Genomic DNA, 18,350 nt, shown 5'->3' on the forward strand with positions numbered 1-18,350 from the left:
CGAAAAGAGAAATAAAAAACCGGCTCGATCCTCTGGATGAGCCGGTCTTTCACTGTGATTAACGGTTGTAGAACTCGACGATTTGCTTCTCGTCGATATCTTGGGACAATTCAGAACGCTCTGGCAAACGGATGAATTTGCCTTCCAGCGCTTGGTCGTTGAACTCAAGGTAAGCTGGAACATGCGTGCGGTTCTCCAAAGCTTCCTTAATGGAAGAGAGGCCGCGGCTTCTTTCGCGAAGGCCGATTACATCGCCAGGGCTTACGGAGTAAGAAGCGATGTCGACTTTCTTGCCGTTAACGGTAACGTGTCCGTGGGATACCAGCTGGCGTGCGCCTGCACGGGAGTTTGCAAACCCGAGGCGGTATACCAGATTGTCCAAGCGAGTCTCAAGGAGGAACATGAAGTTCTCACCCGCGATCCCGCTCATTTTTTGCGCTTTGTTAAACAAAGTGCGGAATTGCTTTTCGCCCAAGCCGTACATGTGGCGAAGCTTTTGTTTTTCTTGAAGCTGCATACCGTAGTTGCTAATCTTTCTCCGTTGGGTTGGACCGTGTTGTCCCGGAGGGAACGGGCGCTTCAATTCTTTTCCAGTGCCGCTCAAGGAAATGCCAAGACGGCGGCTTAGTTTAAATTTAGGACCAGTGTAACGTGCCATTGTATAGGTAGACTCCTTTAATTTGAATTTTCGTTAGAGGGTTCTACTTGCGAGGACTTTGTTTATGTGAGCGGGGATAGTATATAATAACGCTCATCTGCCAGGAAAGTTCAGCCGCTGTCCCGACAGCAACAAAATCCAGAGGGTGCCGCATGCGTTACGCCCCAATCAAAGACCTATCCAGTCTTCATCAACAATATATATTATATGAGATCATCGCTTAAAGTCAAGATGTGGTTTTTGTATGAAAAGCGGTAAAAAGCAGGGTTTGTGTCGATAGGGCTTTCGACCTAAAAAAGTGTGATATAATGAAGTAAATTTAATGCAAAAAGGCAAGGAAGATAGTAAAATAAACATATAGTCACAAAAATCGGAATTACAAAACTAAGATCGAAATTACAAAACTAAGATCGGAATTACAAAACTAAAAATAACAGGACGGAAGAGACAACGATCAGCAGCAGTTATACATGGACAGAGTTGAATAGCTCAGGTTACCAGTAAGCCGCCGTTTTCAAGTGCGACGAAAAGGAGTTTTCCTATGGGTAAACAATCCAGAGATGACCCGATGATAGATACAATTCCGAATTCTTCCCTGTCTATGCTATTTGAGGAAGCTAGCGAGCAGATGAGCTGGCTGGAGCAACTCGATATAACAGAGCATGATTACTCGTATATTGGACCGTTCATTCAAAAAGGATACGCCGACTGGAAGCAGGAGGTGTCCGGATTGCCCGAGCTTGCGGGGGCAGGGTGGTTTGCAGCGGATCATGTTGGCACCCTCATTGAGGCGGACAAGCCTATTCCGCCGCTAGTTGCCGAGACGGTTACTGCGTGTCTGCAAAGCCTCGATTGCGCCATCCGGGTCTCAGAGAGGAGCAGCTGCATTGCGGTTCCGGTTCTAACTCGGACGAGCAGGCAATTGTTTGCCGTATTCGGCTGCATACTGGATGCCGGTCTGGCTGACAGCGTCTGGACTATTGTGGCCAAGACGAATGCGCAATATTTCCGGGCCTGCTTCTATAAGAGAATCCACGCATGGTTTGTACAGGATTTTCTGAGCATTCAAAGGCAGGCCAAGCGCGAGGAGCATCGGCGCTCGTTATTGTTCCAGGTCGTACAGAGGCTGCATGGCAAAATCGATGTGGATGCTATTTTGTCCGAAGTTTTCGAGCGAATTACCGGAATGTATCCGATGGCCAAGGCAGAGCTGCTGATGTCCCAGGATCATGTCAGCCGTGATCCGCGGGTCAAGTCGCTTCTGCTGCATGGAGAGCAGAAGCATATTTGCGTCAGGGCCTTTATGGAGGGCAGGATGCTGCGCAAAGAGCTGGAGGGGCCAGGAGGCGAGCCTTGCCTGGAAATCGCGGTGCCGCTCACCGGCAAGCAAGGGGTTTATGGCGTATTTCAATTGCTGCTCCCCCGGGATGAGGTGGAGGAGGTCGACCTGCAGCTGATCAGCATGCTTGCGGACACAGCGGGTACAGCATTTGAGAACGCGAAGCTCTATGAGCAGTCCAATCTATTGATCAGCGAGCTTCGCCTCATCAACGAACTGACCAAACGCTTGAATCAAAGCCTTCGCCCCAAGGAAGTATTTAAGTTTGCTACGGAAGAGCTGCTGTCGATCTTTAAGGCGGAATTTTGCTGCATTTTGCAAATCTCCAAAGAAAACGATCATTTTGAGATTATGTCCAGCAACGTACCCTCCCTCTCCAAGGAGTTCTTTCCGAAGGATTATGGCTTCAGCGGCTTGGTCTATTCCACGCAGGAGCCGCTGATCCTGTCCGACTACTGGGCTTACGGCAAAATTTCATCCATTATGATGGATGAGACGAATTCGCGTTCCCTTATTGCAGCGCCCTTGATTGTAAGGGGAGAAGTGAATGGCGTCATTATGCTGTCCCACCGGGATGAACGATTCTTCTCCTATGAGAATTACAAGCTGCTGCAGATGCTGTCCTCTCATATCGGTCTCGCGATCGCTAACGCTTCACTGCACGCCGAGGTAAGAAGGATGGCTAACCGGGATATGCTGACGGGGCTGTATGCCCGCCACTATTTGGATGATAAGATTCAGGAGCTCCAGAAGAAGGATGCCAACGGTTCATTGATTGTAGTCGATATCGACCAGTTTAAAGGGATAAATGATATGTACGGACATCAAACCGGGGATCAGGTGCTGAAGCAGGTGTGCTTAATTATCAAGAGCACGATCCGCAAGACTGACATCGCTGCCCGATGGGGCGGCGAGGAAATCGCACTATATTTGCCTGGAGCGAGTCTGGAGCACGGCCGCCAAATCGCGGAAATGATCCGCCTGCGCGTAGAGCAGGAGACCGAGCCGAGGGTGACCGTATCCTGCGGGGTTGCGGATTGGAGCCGGGATGATGGCAAGGTCAGCGTTGAATCGCTGTTCTACCAAGCTGACATGGCATTGTACAAGGCAAAGAATAACGGCAGAAATCAGACGCAGCTGGGTTGACTGGGCAGTCAGCTGGCTTATGCTGCAGTTCATCGAATTTCTTTGCAGTCAGCTTGGCTCGTGCAGCAATAGCAATTAACCGGAGCTCGCCCCCGTCAACCGGATTGCATTGCAATCCGTTGGCTCTCAGCCGGTTGGACTGTATGCGTCAATAAAACGAAGAACCGTTCCATACTGCGGGACGGTTTTTTTGCGTTTGCCGGCGAATAGATTCTCCGGGCAGGGACAGCCTACAGCTAACAGGTTTTAGCTCAAGGAGGGAACAGGATCATGAGTCTGATTTACAGATCCGTCTTAATCGGCATTTGCTTGCTGGCCGCAGCGGCGACGTCGTCCTGCCGGCTGCAGGAGGCCTGGACCGGCGAGCAATGGTTTAATCATACATGGTCCGGCTTGGCCGGCGTCGATACATTGACCTTTCAAGGCAAAGCAGCATTGTGGAGGGGGGAACAGGGGGTACTGGAGCATAATTTGAGCTATAACGGCAAGCTGGAGGATCATCACCGCCTGACTATGCGGACGGTCATCGCGGGTGGCGATCGCGGCAGGGGCAAGCTTCTGGCCTCGGGCAAGGGGACAGGAGAGGTATGGGAGACGAGCTTGCAGGCGCTTGGGCGGCGCTGGCATATCGTATCCGATGAAGAAGCGCTGGGCCAGGGGCTGGCCAGGCTAAATCCGCTGGAGCAACTGGAGCATATCCGCAGCTCGGGCAAGTCGATCAAACTGGAGAGCGGGGCAGCCAGGGGGACGAAGGTGCTGCGGATCGAGCTCGACCCCAAGGATGCGCTCGCCCTGATTGGGGGAGAGCTGGAGGAGGAAATGAAGCAGGTCAGGCATAAGTGGGAGAGAAAGCTCGCCAAGCTGCCTGAAGCCAAGCAAGCAAAGCTGCAGAGTCAGACGGAGCAGATCTGGAGCGCAGGCCGCGGCCAGCTGGACCAGATGCTGACCCAAGCCGAAGTTCAAGCCGTTTACCACCTCACGATAAATGCCAAGACAGGCCTTCCGGTCCGATTGACCTCTGAGTCGAGGATTGCGTATGTAAGCCCGCAAGGGGTTCCTCAGCAGGAGATGCTGCGGACGGACAATCGTTTCTCAGGCTATAAATAATCGCTAGCCAACGAGCATCCCTTGGAAGAGTGCGGACGGGCGTGCTACAATAGGGAATGAATTTACCAGTGTTCAACTAGCGTAAGCAGCCTCCTGTCCTTGTTTACGGGGGCTGCTTATATCAATTTATTAGGAGGCGTAAGTCTGAATGCGGGATCCAAGGATACAGAAGCTAGCGGAAAATTTGGTTGGATATTCGGTTAATGTCCAGCCAGGGGAGAACGTGCTTGTCGAAATGATAGGCAATGAACGGGATTTATTGATTGCGATTATCGAGGAGATCGGCAAAAGAGGCGGAAATGCATTCGTTGAACTGACGGATCGAAGGGTGCAGCGTTCGCTGTTCAAGCATGCAAATGAGGAGCAGATGAAAACGTGGGCAGAAATTGATTTGAACCGGATGAAGCAAATGGACTGCTATATCGGCATTCGTGCAGGCACCAACGTAAACGAGCTGTCCGATGTTCCAGAAGACAAGATGAAGCTGTACAACTCGCTTTATTCCCATCCAGTACATAGCGAGCAGCGGGTGAAGCATACGAAGTGGGTTGTCCTTCGGTATCCGAATGCAAGCATGGCGCAATTGGCGAATACCAGCACGGAGGCCTTCGAGGATTTCTATTTCGATGTGTGCAATCTGGATTATGCGAAGATGGACAAGGCGCAGGATGCGCTGGCTGATTTAATGAAGCGCACGGACAAAGTCCGGATTACCGGACCCGGAACGGATCTGACCTTCTCCATTAAGGGAATCGGGGCCATCAAGTGCTCAGGCGAACGTAATATTCCGGATGGCGAGGTATATACCGCGCCGGTCAGAGATTCCGTGAACGGCACGATCAGTTACAATACGCCTACTTTGTATAACGGAATTACGTTCGAGAATATCCAATTCCGCTTCGAGAACGGAAGAATCGTCGAGGCTGCAAGCAACGACACAGAGAATCTGAACAAAATTCTGGACTCCGACGAAGGCTCGCGGTATATCGGCGAATTTGCGATCGGATTTAATCCGTACATCCTGCATCCGATGAAGGATATCCTGTTCGACGAGAAGATCGCGGGCAGCCTCCATTTTACGCCGGGGCAAGCCTATGAAGAAGCGTTTAACGGGAACAAGTCATCGATCCACTGGGATCTGGTGCTCATCCAGCGGCCGGAATACGGCGGCGGGGAAATTTATTTCGATGATGTATTAATCCGCAAGGACGGGATTTTCGTATTGCCGGAGCTCGAAGGACTGAATCCCGAGAACTTGAAATAAACAGAATATCCCTTGCTAGGGAAGCGGATTCAATGTATCATGGTAATATATTTATTCCAAAGTTAGACGCGGAGGGATTCAAAGATGGCGAACAACAATCAAGCGGTAGTTGAAATTGCCCAAACAGCGGGTAAATTTTCATCATCCATCGTTCTTCAAGCAGATAATAAGTATATCGATGTCAAAAGTATTTTGGGTCTCTTCACAACGCTGGTCAACACGCAAAGCTATGAGCTTCATGTTCATGGTCCTGATGCGGATGCAGCCAAAGCTGCCGTATCCGAAGTGTTTGCCAAGCATGGTCTGAATGTGAAGGTAGTAGCCGAATAATAACGTTCGAAGAAGCACTTTTGCCGCTGCAGGCAGAAGTGCTTTTTTGAATATTATAGAGTTTAAAGCGGATTATATTTTTTAGAGAGGGCGTCGAAGGATGTTTTTTTTATTTTTATAAATATCGAATTATAATTATTCATGGGTTGAATAATCTATCAACTAATAGCAATTGCCTCTACATCGCCTCTTCATAGAAGGCGGCGCGCTGGGGATTTTCCATAGAGCCGGGAAGTCATTGTCTAGTTTACATAGGCAGCGCAAATTCTTGTATCGATCTGGAGAGACTTGGGATTGCGGATTATTTGGAGAGGTTCTTGTATTGGCTTCCGATTTCGTCTAATATTAAGAATAGAGTAGATGAGTGATCGACTTTATGGACATAGGGGGGAAGAAACATGACTTCATCTGATTTGCAGGAGCAACTGAATCTGAAAGCATTGAATCTTCTGCAGGAAGATGCAGATAAAATACAGAAGCTGATCGAAGTGCAGATGGAGAACCTGGCTACGCGTTACTGCCCTCTCTATGAGGAAGTATTGGATACCCAGATGTATGGTTTCTCCAGACAGGTTGACTACGCGGTTCGTGTCGGGCTCATCCAAGAGTCTACAGGGAAGCAAATTTTGAACAAGCTTGAGCGGAATTTGGCCCTGTTATACGAAGCGATGAATAATAAAGAGTAGCCTGTTTTTAATAGAAACAGGCTTACATACCACAGAAAGCGTATGAGCTGGTCTTAGCCCCGGCCCGTACGCTTTTTTCATGATACCGTTGCTGTTCATCTCTTGCTTATTTCGTCCCGGAGGCATCATACCAGATAGAACGAGACGCCGAGGATTGCATAGATCGCGAGCAATAGCAGGCCTTCGTACCAGTTCGTCTGTCCGTCCTGGGTAATCGATTTGGCGATGAAGACGGACACGCCGATGGCTGCAAGCTCGATGACGGTGAATACGATATCCATCGGACGTCCGAAGAGATGACTAACGAAGATCAGAACGGGGGCGACGAATAACGCGATTTGCAGGCTGCTGCCTACGGCGATTTCCACGGATGCGCCGATTTTGTTCTTCATAGCGAGCAGAATGGCCGCGCTGTGCTCGGCCGCGTTCCCGACGATCGCAACGACGAAGGCCCCGACGAAGATTTCGCTCAGTCCGAAGCGTGTCGTGAACGTGTCCAGCGTGCCTACGAGCCATTCGCTGACGAAAGCGACCATGACGGTAGCAAGGACAAGATAGACGATAGATTTGCCTTTAGACCATGCAGGCTGATCCTCAGGCGAGTCTTCCGTATGATCCAGAGCCTCGCTAACCCCGCCCGTAGACATCTCCTTGCCGACCTCCGTTACATCGGCCAAATAATCCTTATGCGTAATCATGGAGAAGATGAGCCACAGCAAATAGGAAACGATGAGAATCCCGGCGACGACGAGGCTTAGCGTGGTACGGTCCTCCTCATGGAGGACATGCGTCTGCAGAAAGATGGCCGGCACGAACAGAGCGATGATGGCGACGATCATCAGCGAGCCGTTCATCCCTGCCAGCGATACGTTATACCGCTGTATTTTATGCTTCAAGCCCCCGGCGAACAGGCTCAAGCCAAGAACGAGCAGCAGGTTGCCGATGATGGAACCGGTAATGCTCGCTTTTACCATGTCGAATAATCCTTCGCGAACGAGCAAAATGCCGATAATCAGCTCTGCAGCATTGCCGAAGGTCGCGTTGAGGAATCCCCCCAGGCGCTGCCCGGCGTAGTGGGCTACATTCTCCGTCGCCTTGCCGAGAAAACCGGCAACAAAAATGACGGCAATCGCGGAAATAGCGAACTGCCAGGTGGCCGGCCAGTGCATGTAATGTCCTGCGGCGCTTAAAACAAAAAAGATGATCAACAGGCTTGGCGATAAATACCTTCGCATGGTGGCACCTCGGCTTTGCATTAAATATGTCAAATTCAATATAACCAATTTGGATAAAATAAAAACGATGACAAAAAAGAAAACTCCCTATTTGCTTTACCCGAGCGGAGGAATTACAATAAATAATAATGAGGTTGAAGGAGGAATTGACCATGACCGAACAATTACAGTTAGATAATGGGCTTATTCGAATTTCAGATGACGTCGTTGCAAAAATCGCCGGGATGGCAGCACTGGAAACGCCGGGAATCGCGGCAATGTCAGGCGGGCTGTCAGAAGGATGGGCGAAGCGGTTAAGCGGCAAGAACGTGCAAAAAGGCGTCACCGTAGAAGTCGGTCAGTTGGAAGCAGCAATTGATCTCCGTATTATCGTGCTGTACGAGACTCCGATTCACGAAGTATGTCGCATGCTGCAGCAGAATGTTCGCGAAGCTGTTGAAAGCATGACAGGACTTAAAACCGTGGAAGTCAATGTAAAGGTTGAGGGCGTTGCATTCAAGGATGATGAGGCCTGATCCTGCAGCGCAACGGTACATAGATGGTTTAGCATTTTTGAACCGAGCCTGAATAAGAAAGAAGACTGCGGGATTCCGCAGTCTTCTTTTCTTATTCTTCTAGTTACAATTGACGGCGTCTAGGGGAGCTCAGCTCGTATGACGCTTCCTTTACTACGACGGATTTGGTCCGCTCCTGCTTTGAAGGCAGAGAGGAGTCGCGCGAGATGCTGAGCACGATGCCCATCGCGCCCATCATGACGAGCAGGGAGGAGCCGCCGTAGCTTATGAATGGCAGGGTAACGCCGGTAATCGGAATCGTGCGCGTTACGCCCCCGATGTTGACGAAGGCCTGAATCGCGATGAGCCCCATAATACCTACGCCGGTCAGCAGGCCAAACGTACTTGAACAACGGAGGGAGACAAGCAGTCCCCTCCATATAAAATAGATATAGAACAATAAGAAAATAATGCTGCCGATGAAACCAAATTCCTCACCAATGACCGAGAATATAAAATCATTGTAGGAGTTAGGCAGGTAATGCAGCTTTTGAATGCCCTGACCGAATCCGGCCCCTGTAATCCCGCCGTGTCCCAGCGCGGTCAGGGAGTGGATCAGATTGTACCCGGTATGCTGCGGATCCTCCCATGGATCAATGAATGATTTGATCCGGCCGATCTTATAGTCGCCGCCTGACGATGCCGTTTCGCCCGGGCTGATCTTATCCCAGAGGGCATTCGCGCCCAGAACGATGCTGGCGCCAAGAATCAGCAGGGCGATCGATCCCAGGATATGCTTCAAATTCGCTCCGCCCGCAAATATGATCAGGCCTGCGGTAGCGACCAGGATCATACACGAGCCGAAATCGGGCTGCAGCATAATGAGGCCGGCTACAAAGCCGACGATGACCATCACGGGAATATAGCCTGTTCTCAGATCCCGAAAGCGATCCCCTTTTTTGGAGATCAGCGCAGCCAGATACAGGATCGTGGCTATCTTCGCCAGCTCCGTAGGTTGAACGCCGAGACCGAAGATCATGAACCAGCTTTTTGCCCCAAAGATGTCATCAGCCAAGATGGGAACAAGGATAAGCATAATAATAGTCACAATAAAAATAGGAACAAAAAGCTTCTTGAACTTGTTATAAGGAATGTTCATCGTAATGAACATGAGGATAAGTCCTGCTCCTCCGAAGATCACTTGACGTTTTGTAAAGTACATCAAATCATAACCAAATTTTTCACTTACCAAAGTAATGCTGGAGCTGGAACTGAACACCATGACAATCCCGAAGCCAACCAATAGCAGGGTGAGAATAAGCAGTTGAAAATCGGGAGCTCCGCGTTTGGGCTCTGATTTGCTGTCTCTCATGCCAAGATCCTTACGCTTCTAGGAGCTGCTTCAGTTCGGATAGCTTTAGGTTGGCTGTTTTTAGCACGAAGGCCGGAATTTCGGATTCATATTCCAGTCCGTGCGGGAATGTAGCCCGTCCGATATAGACGGCTTCAATTTCCAGAACCGTGTCAGGACGCTCCAATTTGCCCTCAACGGCACGCGTGTTGATACGAAGGAAATATTCGTTATCATTTGCTTCTATTTTGTAATCGTATGTAGCCCGGTAATATTCCCATTGCCAGCGAATAAACCCGACTTTTTCTGCGGATTCGTCCAGATAGGACAAGTCGCTCTTTAGACCGTTCAAACCGGTATTTTCGAGAATCATCGTGTAAAATGCCTCCTTAAAAGTTCTTCTCCCATGATATTATGTTTCCACCGCTTGTGCAAGCATAGGAAACGCTTAAACTCGTGAAGGGACGCTGTTTATAGTGAATTCCCCCATATTGAGGGCAATGATTTTTCTGTTACAATAATACATATCGTTCGGCGGCGGACTTGCCGCACGTAATTTGATGCGTTATTGACGAAGAAGGAAGTGGAAGTCCATGAGACAGGAAGCGCTTAAAGCGTTGTTTCCGGTAATGGTAGAGCGCAGACGGTATTTGCACCGCCACCCGGAGTTATCTTTCAAGGAACAGAAAACGGCGGCGTATGTCGCCGATGTGCTAGGGAAGCTCGGCATCGAGGCAGAGGCAGGCGTCGGCGGGAACGGGGTCGTTGGCACGATTCGGGGACATTTGCCAGGGAAGACGGTCGCCCTGCGCGCCGATATGGATGCGCTGCCGATTCAGGATGAGAAGACCTGTGAATATGCTTCACAGGTTCCCGGGGTGATGCATGCCTGCGGACATGACGGCCATACCGCGACCCTGCTGGGCGTGGCCGAATACTTCAGCACCCGGAGGGAGACTCTGCGGGGCGAAATCCGGCTCATATTCCAGCCGGCGGAGGAGGTCTGTCCCGGAGGGGCGCTGTCCATGATTGAGGCTGGCGCGCTGGATGGAGTGGATGTTATCTATGGCGTGCATTTATGGACGCCGATTCCGGTGGGAACGGCAGCCAGCAGGCCCGGACCGCTGATGGCCTCGACCGACGAATTCTTCATCGAGCTGTCGGGCCGCGGCGGGCATGGCGGAATGCCTCATGCTGCGGTCGATAGCGTCGTCGCCGGGGCCGCGCTCGTGCTTCAGCTGCAGAGCGTCGTCAGTCGCTCGGTCAATCCGCTTGATCCGGCGGTCGTCACCATCGGCTCCATTCACGGCGGCACGGCCCAGAACGTGATCGCTGATACCTGCCGGCTGGCCGGCACGGTTCGCTGCTTCCAGGAGGAGACCCGCCGCAAGATCCGCGAGCGGATCGAGCAATTGGCCGCGGGGACGGCGCATGCTTACGGAGCAGGAGTGACGATCGACTATATGACCGGCTACCCGAGCCTGGTGAACCATCAGGAGGAATATGAGAGGTTTCGGCAGACTGCGGAGAGAGAGGTCGGGCTGGCATGCGAGCTGTCCCCGCAGATCATGCCCGCTGAGGATTTCGCTTATTATTTGCAGCGCGTTCCCGGCTGCTTCATGCTGGTCGGCGCCGGCAACCCGCAAAAAAATGCGGTATACCCGCACCACCATCCCAAATTCGATATCGACGAAGAGGCCATGCTGCATGCGGCAAGCCTTTTGATCGCCATGGCGGAAGCTTATCAGGAAGGTCGGCCTTAAATCTATAGGCCGGCTGGATTCATTTAAAGGCCATGCATAATATCGCCCCCTCCTAGGAAATCTAGATTATGGAGGGATGGCATAATGAGAAAAGTAAAGGATATCATGACAGATCAAGTGGTTACCGTATCGCCTAAAGACAATATTTATGAGGTTGCGGTAAAAATGAAGGATCATGACACGGGCTTCATGCCCGTCGTCGAAGACGGAGATCGCCTGATCGGCGTCATTACTGACCGGGATCTCGTTATTCGCGGAATTGCCGAGAAGCACCCCGGCTCGACGGCTGTAGAGGCTGTAATGACGAAGGGAATTCGTGCTGCTTCGCCGGACACCCCTGTTGACGATGCAGCGGATATGATGGCTGACCAGCAAATTCGCCGCCTGCCGGTAACCGAGGGAGAACGTCTGATCGGCGTTGTATCGATCGGCGATCTGGCTGTACGCAACAATTTTGCGGACGAAGCCGGCGATGCGCTGAGCGATATTTCCCATCAAGTCCACTAATTCCGATTCTGTCTGGGCTGTTCGTTCGTGAATGATTCACAGGACGAGCAGCCTTGCATAAGAGACAGCCCAAGAGAAGAAGTTCGCAATGCTTGCGGGCTTCTTCTTTTCCATACTCCCATTTTCGAAGGAGCGCCTGCCCGGGAAGGGCGCAGCATTCAGGAAGGAGGATTACAGGATGAACGGGACAGGAGCGTGCATCATACAGCGTGATTTTACGGTTCTGCTGGAGAAGGAGCATCCGGATTTCGAAGAAGCCAAAATGCAGCTGGCCCAATTTGCGGAGCTCATCAAGAGTCCGGCCCTGTTTCATACCTATCGGATTACGCCGCTATCCCTATGGAATGCGGCGGCGGCAGGCAGGACGGCGGACGATGTCGCGGCGATGCTGTGCAGCCTGGCAAGGTGGGAGGTGCCCGGCAGCGTGCTGTCGGATATCCGTACCTGGATGTCGCGCTACGGCTCCCTGGCATTGGTGCGGACGGACGACGAGTCAGGCATGCTCTGGCTCGAGCAGCGCGGCGACTCGTCTCCCGAGCTGTTGGAGCAGCTTGTGAATGAATCTGCTCTGAAGCCCTTCAGGCTGGAGCGGGACGGGAGTCTTCGTCTGCGTTTTCCGGCCGTGTTCCGCGGCTTGCTGAAGCAGGAGGCTGCCCGCCTCGGTTATCCTGTTATCGATGAGGCGGGTTACCATCGCGGGCATACCTTGCCGCTCGCTTTAAGGACGAAGCTCGATGATGGACGGCCTTTTGCACTGCGGGATTATCAGGCCAAAGGGATCGATGCTTTTGCCGGCATCGCCCAGGCAGGGCGCGGAGGCAGCGGGGTTATCGTGCTTCCCTGCGGGGCAGGCAAGACGGTAGTTGGCCTCGGTGCGCTCGAGCGCCTGCAGTGCGAGACACTTATTCTGACCTCGAACGTTACCTCAGTGCGTCAATGGATCACGGAAATATGCCAGAAGACGACGCTGACGCCCGATGAGGTCGGGGAATACTCCGGGGACAGGAAGCAGGTCCGTCCGGTCACCGTTTCTACGTATCAGATTTTGACCCACCGCAGCAAAAAAGATGACGGCTTCCCGCATATGCGCTTGTTTAACGAAAGGGACTGGGGGCTGATCATTTACGACGAGGTGCACCTCCTTCCGGCGCCGGTATTCCGGGCTACGGCGGATATTCAGGCGACCCGCCGGCTTGGCTTGACAGCCACCCTCGTCCGGGAGGACGGCTGCGAGCGGGACGTGTTCTCGCTGATCGGGCCGAAGCTCTATGAGCTGCCTTGGCGGGAGCTGGAGGCGGCTGGCCATATCGCCAAGGTCGAATGCCATGAAATCCAGGTCGCAATGCCCCCTTCCTTGAGAGAGAAGCACGAGGCCGCCCAGGGGCGAGACAAGTTCCGTATCGCCGCGGAGAATCCCGGGAAGATCGCCTGGCTGGAGCGGCTGCTCCGTCAGCATGAAGGCAGGCAGATCATCGTGATCGGCCAATATTTGCGCCAGCTGGCCCAGGCCGCGAGCATCCTGCGGGCGCCGCTCATAACCGGAAGCACCCCGCAGGAGGAGCGGGTTCGGTTGTTCCAGGCTTTCCGCGAGCGGCGGATCAACGTACTCGTCGTTTCTAAGGTCGCCAACTTTGCCGTGGATCTCCCGGATGCTTCCGTCGCCATCCAAATCTCGGGCAGCTTCGGCTCCAGGCAGGAGGAAGCTCAGCGGCTCGGCCGGATACTGCGCCCGAAGGCTGCGGGGGATATCGCTTATTTCTACAGCTTGGTCTCCGCGGACAGCAGGGAGCAGCATTTCGCCCTGCGCCGTCAGCTATTTCTCGTGGAGCAGGGCTATGAGTACAACATCCTCCGTGACGGCGCCTTAAGCCCGAATGTGATTTCCCAAGGGGAGGTTCCTTCAAATTGGATTTGAATTCGGATGCAAGAGACGATTTCAACTATTTCCGGCCGCTGCAGGAGAAGGAGGCAATAGCGACAAGCACCAGCCAACGTGGTGTCAGCCTGTCGATGCTGGGGGAGCTGCCGCAGCCCGCTCAAGCAGCGCTGGGCTTGATCCTCCGCCGCTTTGCGGGGCTGTCCTTCAAGCTGGAGCATTTGGCCAAAGCTGCGGAGGGGCGAAGGACTGCGGCCGCTTTGCGCGCGGCCGTTCCGGCTTTGCTGCGTCACGGATATCTGGTAACGGCTTGCAATGCATGGGGCGAGCGTCTGTTTTTTATTTCCGAAGAGCTGCTTGGTGCCCTTCAGGAGTTATGGATAACGCCGCGCCTCACGCCAATTGACGGCAGACAGGTCAAGCTCGTGAAGGAGGCCAGGCGGGGGCTTGCCTGGGACTTGTTCCGCAGTCTGGTCTGGATTGCCCGCTGCGGTATGCCCGTTACGGCCAAAGGAACTATTCATCAAAGAGCGCTGGAGAAATTAAGCCGGCAAATAGCGCTTCAGCCCGGGGATGTGGCGGGATTGTCGCTGAAATATCCCGATGCCGGACCGCTTCCGTCCTCAATAGCAGTCGTGCTGGATCTGCTGCTGGATTTGGGGCTGATCGTCCAGGCTCCCAAGGCCTGGCAGTTGAGCGTACCGGAGCTGTTCTTCTGGCTCAAGCGGGATTGGTGCGGAATGAATGCCGAGCTGTTTCGGCGAATTCGGCTGAAGTATGTTCCGGCCGAGGCCGGAATGCAGCATTTTGTCCATGCCTTGTCATCGCCTGGCATTGCGGAGGGCAAATGGTATTCGTTTGAAATGCTCCTTCGATGGCTTCAGCAGGAGCGTCTGCTTCGGGCAGACCTGAACGAAGCAGACTTAGGCTGGCTGTGGGGCTGGATGGAGGCTATGTGCGGCTTCGGCTGGGTCGAGCTTGGCCTTGCTGACGGCGGGATCCGGGCCTTCCGCTGGCTGGAGATGCCGAACCGGACGGAGGAAGAGCTGGCGGAAGGAATCGCCGCGCCCGCTGCTTCTTCGGGTCATTCCCGGCATTTATCGAGGTATGGCTTCTACGTTCAGCCGGATTTCGAAATCATGGTCCCCCCGGAGATCCCCTTCACTGTCCGCTGGGAGCTGGAGGCCTTTGCCGAGAGCGTTGCTGTGGACCGCATGTCTATTTACCGCATCACACGGGATAGCCTCGCTCTAGGCATCCAACTCGGCGGTTCATGGAAGGAGATGCTTCTGTTTCTGCAGCAGTGTCCCTCAGGGGTTCCAGCGAATGTCGCCACCGCTATAGAGGAATGGGGGAGGCAGCTCGGCGGGCCGCAGGAAGGAAGACGCTTCCCTCGGCTGGATGCTTCCGAGCCTGTGAATAGTATGTTCATAGACAGCCATCCTTCAGCCGACGGCCGTTATGCAGCGAAACACCCTGCGCTGGAAGCTGCGCGCGGCCGCCGCGGCTGGATATTTTGCGGGGAAGACAGGGCCGATTACCGTTTATCCGACGCTACGCCTGGGAAGGATGAACTGTTTCCCGGACTGGAGCAGGTTCCGGTTATGTGGCTGAAGACGGCAAGAGGCTACCATCCATCTACGGCCCGGCAAATCGTTAGCCAGGCCATCTGCTGGCAGACGATGCTCGCTCTGCGGATTGGGGGAGAAATGCTGGAGTATTTGCCGGTCGGCCTGGAAGAGAAGCAGGGCTTGCGGGAGGGGAGCGGCTGGCAGATCACGGGCAAGCTGTTCTCGCCCGGCCACCCCGAAGGCAGCGATACGGTGCTGGCGCCGGAGAATTGGGAGACCATGCGCCTGATTCTTCCCGAAGCGGACATAGGGCACAAGGGATGAGGGAGATGAGGAATCATGCGGAAACTCTTCTGCTCGGAAAGCGAATATGTTATTATAGGGGAGTCTACTGAAAACCTTATTTTTGAATAATTATCGTGGTAGACCAATCTATATAGAATCGAGTTGAGATTCATGAGCGTAACCGAGCTGAAGACGGTCGATATGGCCCAGCTTTTGACATACGCCTATGAATTAGGCGATATGATAAACAATTCCACCGCGGTTTCCGAATATTTGTACTGGAAGAGACGGGTGGAGGAGGATGCGGAGATTCAGGTTTATGTCAGAAAGCTTGCTGCTCAGAAGGAGCTTTTTGAGGAGACGGAGCGATTCGGGCACTACCATCCCAATTACCATGAGGCGAAGGACAGAGTAGCCCAGGTAGAGAAGGAATTGGAGCAGTTCGAGGCCGTGCGCAGCTTCAAGGCAGCGGAGAAAGAGCTGGACGACATACTGCATCAGATGTCGGAGACGATCGCCTATGCCGTATCCGATACGATCAAGGTGCCGAGCAATGATCCGAATCCGAAGGCCGGCGGCTGCGGAAGCGGCGGCAAATGCAGCTGCGGGTAACCGCCAGACGGCTGCTGGCCGGAACAATGATGAACGGACGACGAAATTGGGGGGATTACATGTTTCCGGAACGTACAGGCTATATTATTTGGGTAAGCGATCTGAAGGCGGCAAGAAATCTGGAGAAATACGGGAGCGTGCATTATTTATCCCGGCGGATGCATTACGTCGTCATGTATGTAAATGCGGAGCGTGCAGAGGATATCATGCGAAATATCCGCAAGCTGTCTTATGTCCGCAAGATTGAACGATCCTACCGTAATGAAATCAAGACGGAATATTCGAAGGAAGTTCCAGATAAGACGCAGTATTATGGACTGTAAGCTGCATAAGAGCGCGAATAATTATTGCCCGTTTGGCGTAAGCCATATAAGAGTGCCGGCGGGTTAAGATAAAGAGCGACCCTGAGGGGGCGCTCTTTGTTTTTTATCCAAGCAGAGTCAGATGACAGGACAAATCGCCAGCAAAGCTGCAGCAAGCTCTGTTTCTGTTTTTTTGTACGAGGGTATTGTTGTCAGAGCTTTTCTTGCTTGAGACTGGAGCGGCTGGAGGCAGAACATCATCAGGAGGCGGGACAGATGGAGTATGAAATGCTGCTTCGCGTGCTGATCGCGGGAATATGCGGCTCGATTATCGGCTTTGAACGGAAGAGCCGCATGAAGGAAGCGGGGGTGCGGACGCATTTTGTTGTGGCAGTCGGCGCTGCCCTTATGATCATTATTTCCAAATACGGCTTTCAGGATCAGATCGGCTGGAGCAGCCTGTCGCTCGATCCATCCAGAATCGCGTCAGGGGTCGTGAGCGGGGTCGGCTTTTTGGGAGCGGGCATGATATTTATGCAGAGGCATACGGTCAAGGGCCTGACAACGGCTGCCGGGATATGGGCGACGGCGGGAATTGGCATGGCGGTCGGGGCGGGAATGTACTTTGTGGGAATCGGCGTAATGCTGATCATTTTCGTGGGACAAATCGTATTGCACGGCCGCCTCAGCCGGCTGACCAGCCCTAAAATCGAGAATGTCGTCCTTGTGCTTGAGAATGAAGAAGAAGCGCTGGAGCGGATATTGAAGCAGCTCAGCGAGCTGAATATCTCCGTGCTGTCCTTTGAGATGGAGCGGCAGGAGCAGCATATGGATGTAACCCTGACTTTGCAGCTCAAAGGCCGCTATGATCTAGAGAGGCTGCTGCTGACCTTGGGCAGCCACAAATTAGTGAAAAAAATAAAAGCGGAATAAGCTTTTTGGCTAGATTTTGGTTCTAAGATCAAGGCCTCCCTTGTAGAATAATGGAAAGTGATGTATCATTATAGGTAAATATACTTAGTTATAAAGACCTATCAACTACAAGACATGAGGGGTGCGTCATGAGAGACAAGGTTACGGAGCGGTGGGGAACTTATGAGGCTTTTCATGTAACATTAGGCGATAAAAGAGTCTCCGATATCGTGATCACTAACCATGCCATGATGCGGTATCGCGACAGAATAGATCGGACTAGCAAAGGCTTTGAAAAAATTGCCGGCTGGGCTTGGGAATGTCTCAAGCAGGGGCGGATCAAGCATTATTATCGCAACGAAGAGGATGTTTATCTGGTTGACGATGATTTGGTGATGGTTGCCGAATTCGCAGAAATACCAGGAGAATACGATTTGGTCGGAAGACCTATGCATAGGATGATTATCGTCACTTTCCTTGGTCGCATGTCCGAGACGATCGAGCTGCGCGACCTAAGGTCCTATTATTCCTGGCTAAGGCATTCGAGACGCATGACACTGATGAAGAACAGCCGCAAGCGGAAATAATTTAGAGAACGGGAGAACGTTTCTAATCTAGAGAAGGTAATGAAGCAGACACGAAAGAGGTGTTTGCTTTTTTGTTTTTAATGCATCAAATCACGTACATTACAGAAAACAAAGCTTATATGTATCAGCTATCGTCAGTCGACAACATGAGCTCAAGCACAGCCGTACGGGTGATTTTTTAATGCGGTCAATTCTATCTATTCTAAGCTAACGTGCAGAAATGCTGTGAGGTTTATCTCATATTGCGTGAAGAAATATAAAAAATATAGAAACTATTTGCGAGAATGTATTGACAGCATAAACTGGCCTATTTATAATTCTGATT

At 52.4% G+C, this 18,350-nt stretch carries 18 protein-coding genes; 14 read left to right on the forward strand and 4 right to left on the reverse strand.

Annotation, left to right across the window (positions count from 1 at the left end; all coding sequences use genetic code 11):
• Positions 1 to 58: 58 nt before the first annotated feature.
• Entirely contained in the window at positions 59 to 658 is a 600-nt protein-coding gene (gene rpsD, locus BN2762_RS13940) for a 30S ribosomal protein S4 (protein WP_055107550.1), read from the reverse strand.
• A 541-nt stretch (positions 659 to 1,199) separates the two neighbouring features.
• Between rpsD and BN2762_RS13945 the strand changes: the two genes are divergently transcribed.
• The 5 genes from BN2762_RS13945 (at position 1,200) to BN2762_RS13965 (ending at position 6,530) form a co-directional block, all read left to right on the forward strand.
• Complete coding sequence (locus BN2762_RS13945; protein ID WP_055107551.1) at positions 1,200 to 3,143, forward strand: sensor domain-containing diguanylate cyclase; 1,944 nt, start codon at positions 1,200 to 1,202, stop codon at positions 3,141 to 3,143.
• A gap of 270 nt (positions 3,144 to 3,413) precedes the next feature.
• The gene (locus BN2762_RS13950) at positions 3,414 to 4,250 is read left to right on the forward strand and encodes a hypothetical protein (protein WP_055107552.1); all 837 of its coding nucleotides are present in this window, start codon (positions 3,414 to 3,416) and stop codon (positions 4,248 to 4,250) included.
• A 148-nt stretch (positions 4,251 to 4,398) separates the two neighbouring features.
• The gene (locus tag BN2762_RS13955) at positions 4,399 to 5,514 is read left to right on the forward strand and encodes an aminopeptidase (protein ID WP_055107553.1); all 1,116 of its coding nucleotides are present in this window, start codon (positions 4,399 to 4,401) and stop codon (positions 5,512 to 5,514) included.
• 84 nt (positions 5,515 to 5,598) lie between these two features.
• Positions 5,599 to 5,844, forward strand: a complete 246-nt coding sequence (locus BN2762_RS13960; protein ID WP_055107554.1) for an HPr family phosphocarrier protein — start codon at positions 5,599 to 5,601, stop codon at positions 5,842 to 5,844.
• A gap of 398 nt (positions 5,845 to 6,242) precedes the next feature.
• Positions 6,243 to 6,530 (forward strand): Fpa/YlaN family protein, encoded by a 288-nt coding sequence (locus BN2762_RS13965; protein ID WP_055107555.1) that lies wholly within the window; start codon positions 6,243 to 6,245, stop codon positions 6,528 to 6,530.
• A 125-nt stretch (positions 6,531 to 6,655) separates the two neighbouring features.
• On the opposite strand, the gene cax is transcribed toward BN2762_RS13965, so the two are convergent.
• The gene (cax, locus tag BN2762_RS13970) at positions 6,656 to 7,765 is read right to left on the reverse strand and encodes a calcium/proton exchanger (protein ID WP_055107556.1); all 1,110 of its coding nucleotides are present in this window, start codon (positions 7,763 to 7,765) and stop codon (positions 6,656 to 6,658) included.
• 152 nt (positions 7,766 to 7,917) lie between these two features.
• Between cax and BN2762_RS13975 the strand changes: the two genes are divergently transcribed.
• A complete protein-coding gene (locus tag BN2762_RS13975) occupies positions 7,918 to 8,280 on the forward strand; it encodes an Asp23/Gls24 family envelope stress response protein (RefSeq protein ID WP_019636071.1) in 363 nt (120 codons plus the stop codon).
• Positions 8,281 to 8,383: 103 nt separating this feature from the next.
• On the opposite strand, the gene ftsW is transcribed toward BN2762_RS13975, so the two are convergent.
• The gene (ftsW, locus tag BN2762_RS13980; protein WP_055107557.1) at positions 8,384 to 9,631 is read right to left on the reverse strand and encodes a putative lipid II flippase FtsW; all 1,248 of its coding nucleotides are present in this window, start codon (positions 9,629 to 9,631) and stop codon (positions 8,384 to 8,386) included.
• Between the two features lie 10 nt (positions 9,632 to 9,641).
• Positions 9,642 to 9,983 carry a YugN family protein gene (locus BN2762_RS13985; RefSeq protein WP_055107558.1) on the reverse strand — a complete coding sequence of 114 codons (342 nt, stop codon included), beginning with the start codon at positions 9,981 to 9,983 and terminating at the stop codon, positions 9,642 to 9,644.
• A 220-nt stretch (positions 9,984 to 10,203) separates the two neighbouring features.
• Here BN2762_RS13985 and BN2762_RS13990 point away from each other — a divergent pair, with 220 nt between their 5' ends.
• From BN2762_RS13990 to BN2762_RS14025, 8 genes are all read left to right on the forward strand, one after another.
• Positions 10,204 to 11,373 carry a M20 family metallopeptidase gene (locus BN2762_RS13990; protein ID WP_055107559.1) on the forward strand — a complete coding sequence of 390 codons (1,170 nt, stop codon included), beginning with the start codon at positions 10,204 to 10,206 and terminating at the stop codon, positions 11,371 to 11,373.
• Between the two features lie 84 nt (positions 11,374 to 11,457).
• Entirely contained in the window at positions 11,458 to 11,880 is a 423-nt protein-coding gene (locus BN2762_RS13995; protein WP_055107560.1) for a CBS domain-containing protein, read from the forward strand.
• Positions 11,881 to 12,058: 178 nt separating this feature from the next.
• Positions 12,059 to 13,795, forward strand: coding sequence for a DNA repair helicase XPB (locus BN2762_RS14000; protein WP_055110049.1), 1,737 nt, complete (start codon positions 12,059 to 12,061; stop codon positions 13,793 to 13,795).
• On the forward strand, positions 13,786 to 15,651 hold the full coding sequence (locus tag BN2762_RS14005) for a helicase-associated domain-containing protein (protein ID WP_055107561.1): 1,866 nt from the start codon (positions 13,786 to 13,788) through the stop codon (positions 15,649 to 15,651). The genes BN2762_RS14000 and BN2762_RS14005 overlap by 10 nt, the downstream gene beginning before the upstream one ends.
• 132 nt (positions 15,652 to 15,783) lie before the next feature.
• The gene (locus BN2762_RS14010; protein ID WP_055107562.1) at positions 15,784 to 16,224 is read left to right on the forward strand and encodes a YlbF/YmcA family competence regulator; all 441 of its coding nucleotides are present in this window, start codon (positions 15,784 to 15,786) and stop codon (positions 16,222 to 16,224) included.
• Between the two features lie 59 nt (positions 16,225 to 16,283).
• Positions 16,284 to 16,547 (forward strand): YlbG family protein, encoded by a 264-nt coding sequence (locus BN2762_RS14015; RefSeq protein ID WP_055110051.1) that lies wholly within the window; start codon positions 16,284 to 16,286, stop codon positions 16,545 to 16,547.
• Positions 16,548 to 16,802: 255 nt separating this feature from the next.
• The gene (locus tag BN2762_RS14020; protein WP_055107563.1) at positions 16,803 to 17,459 is read left to right on the forward strand and encodes an MgtC/SapB family protein; all 657 of its coding nucleotides are present in this window, start codon (positions 16,803 to 16,805) and stop codon (positions 17,457 to 17,459) included.
• 128 nt (positions 17,460 to 17,587) lie between these two features.
• Positions 17,588 to 18,025: a hypothetical protein gene (locus BN2762_RS14025; protein ID WP_055107564.1), complete on the forward strand. Its 438-nt coding sequence runs from the start codon at positions 17,588 to 17,590 to the stop codon at positions 18,023 to 18,025.
• The last annotated feature ends 325 nt before the right edge of the window (positions 18,026 to 18,350 follow it).

This window comes from Paenibacillus ihumii (assembly GCF_001403875.1).
GTDB classification, from domain to species: domain Bacteria; phylum Bacillota; class Bacilli; order Paenibacillales; family Paenibacillaceae; genus Fontibacillus; species Fontibacillus ihumii.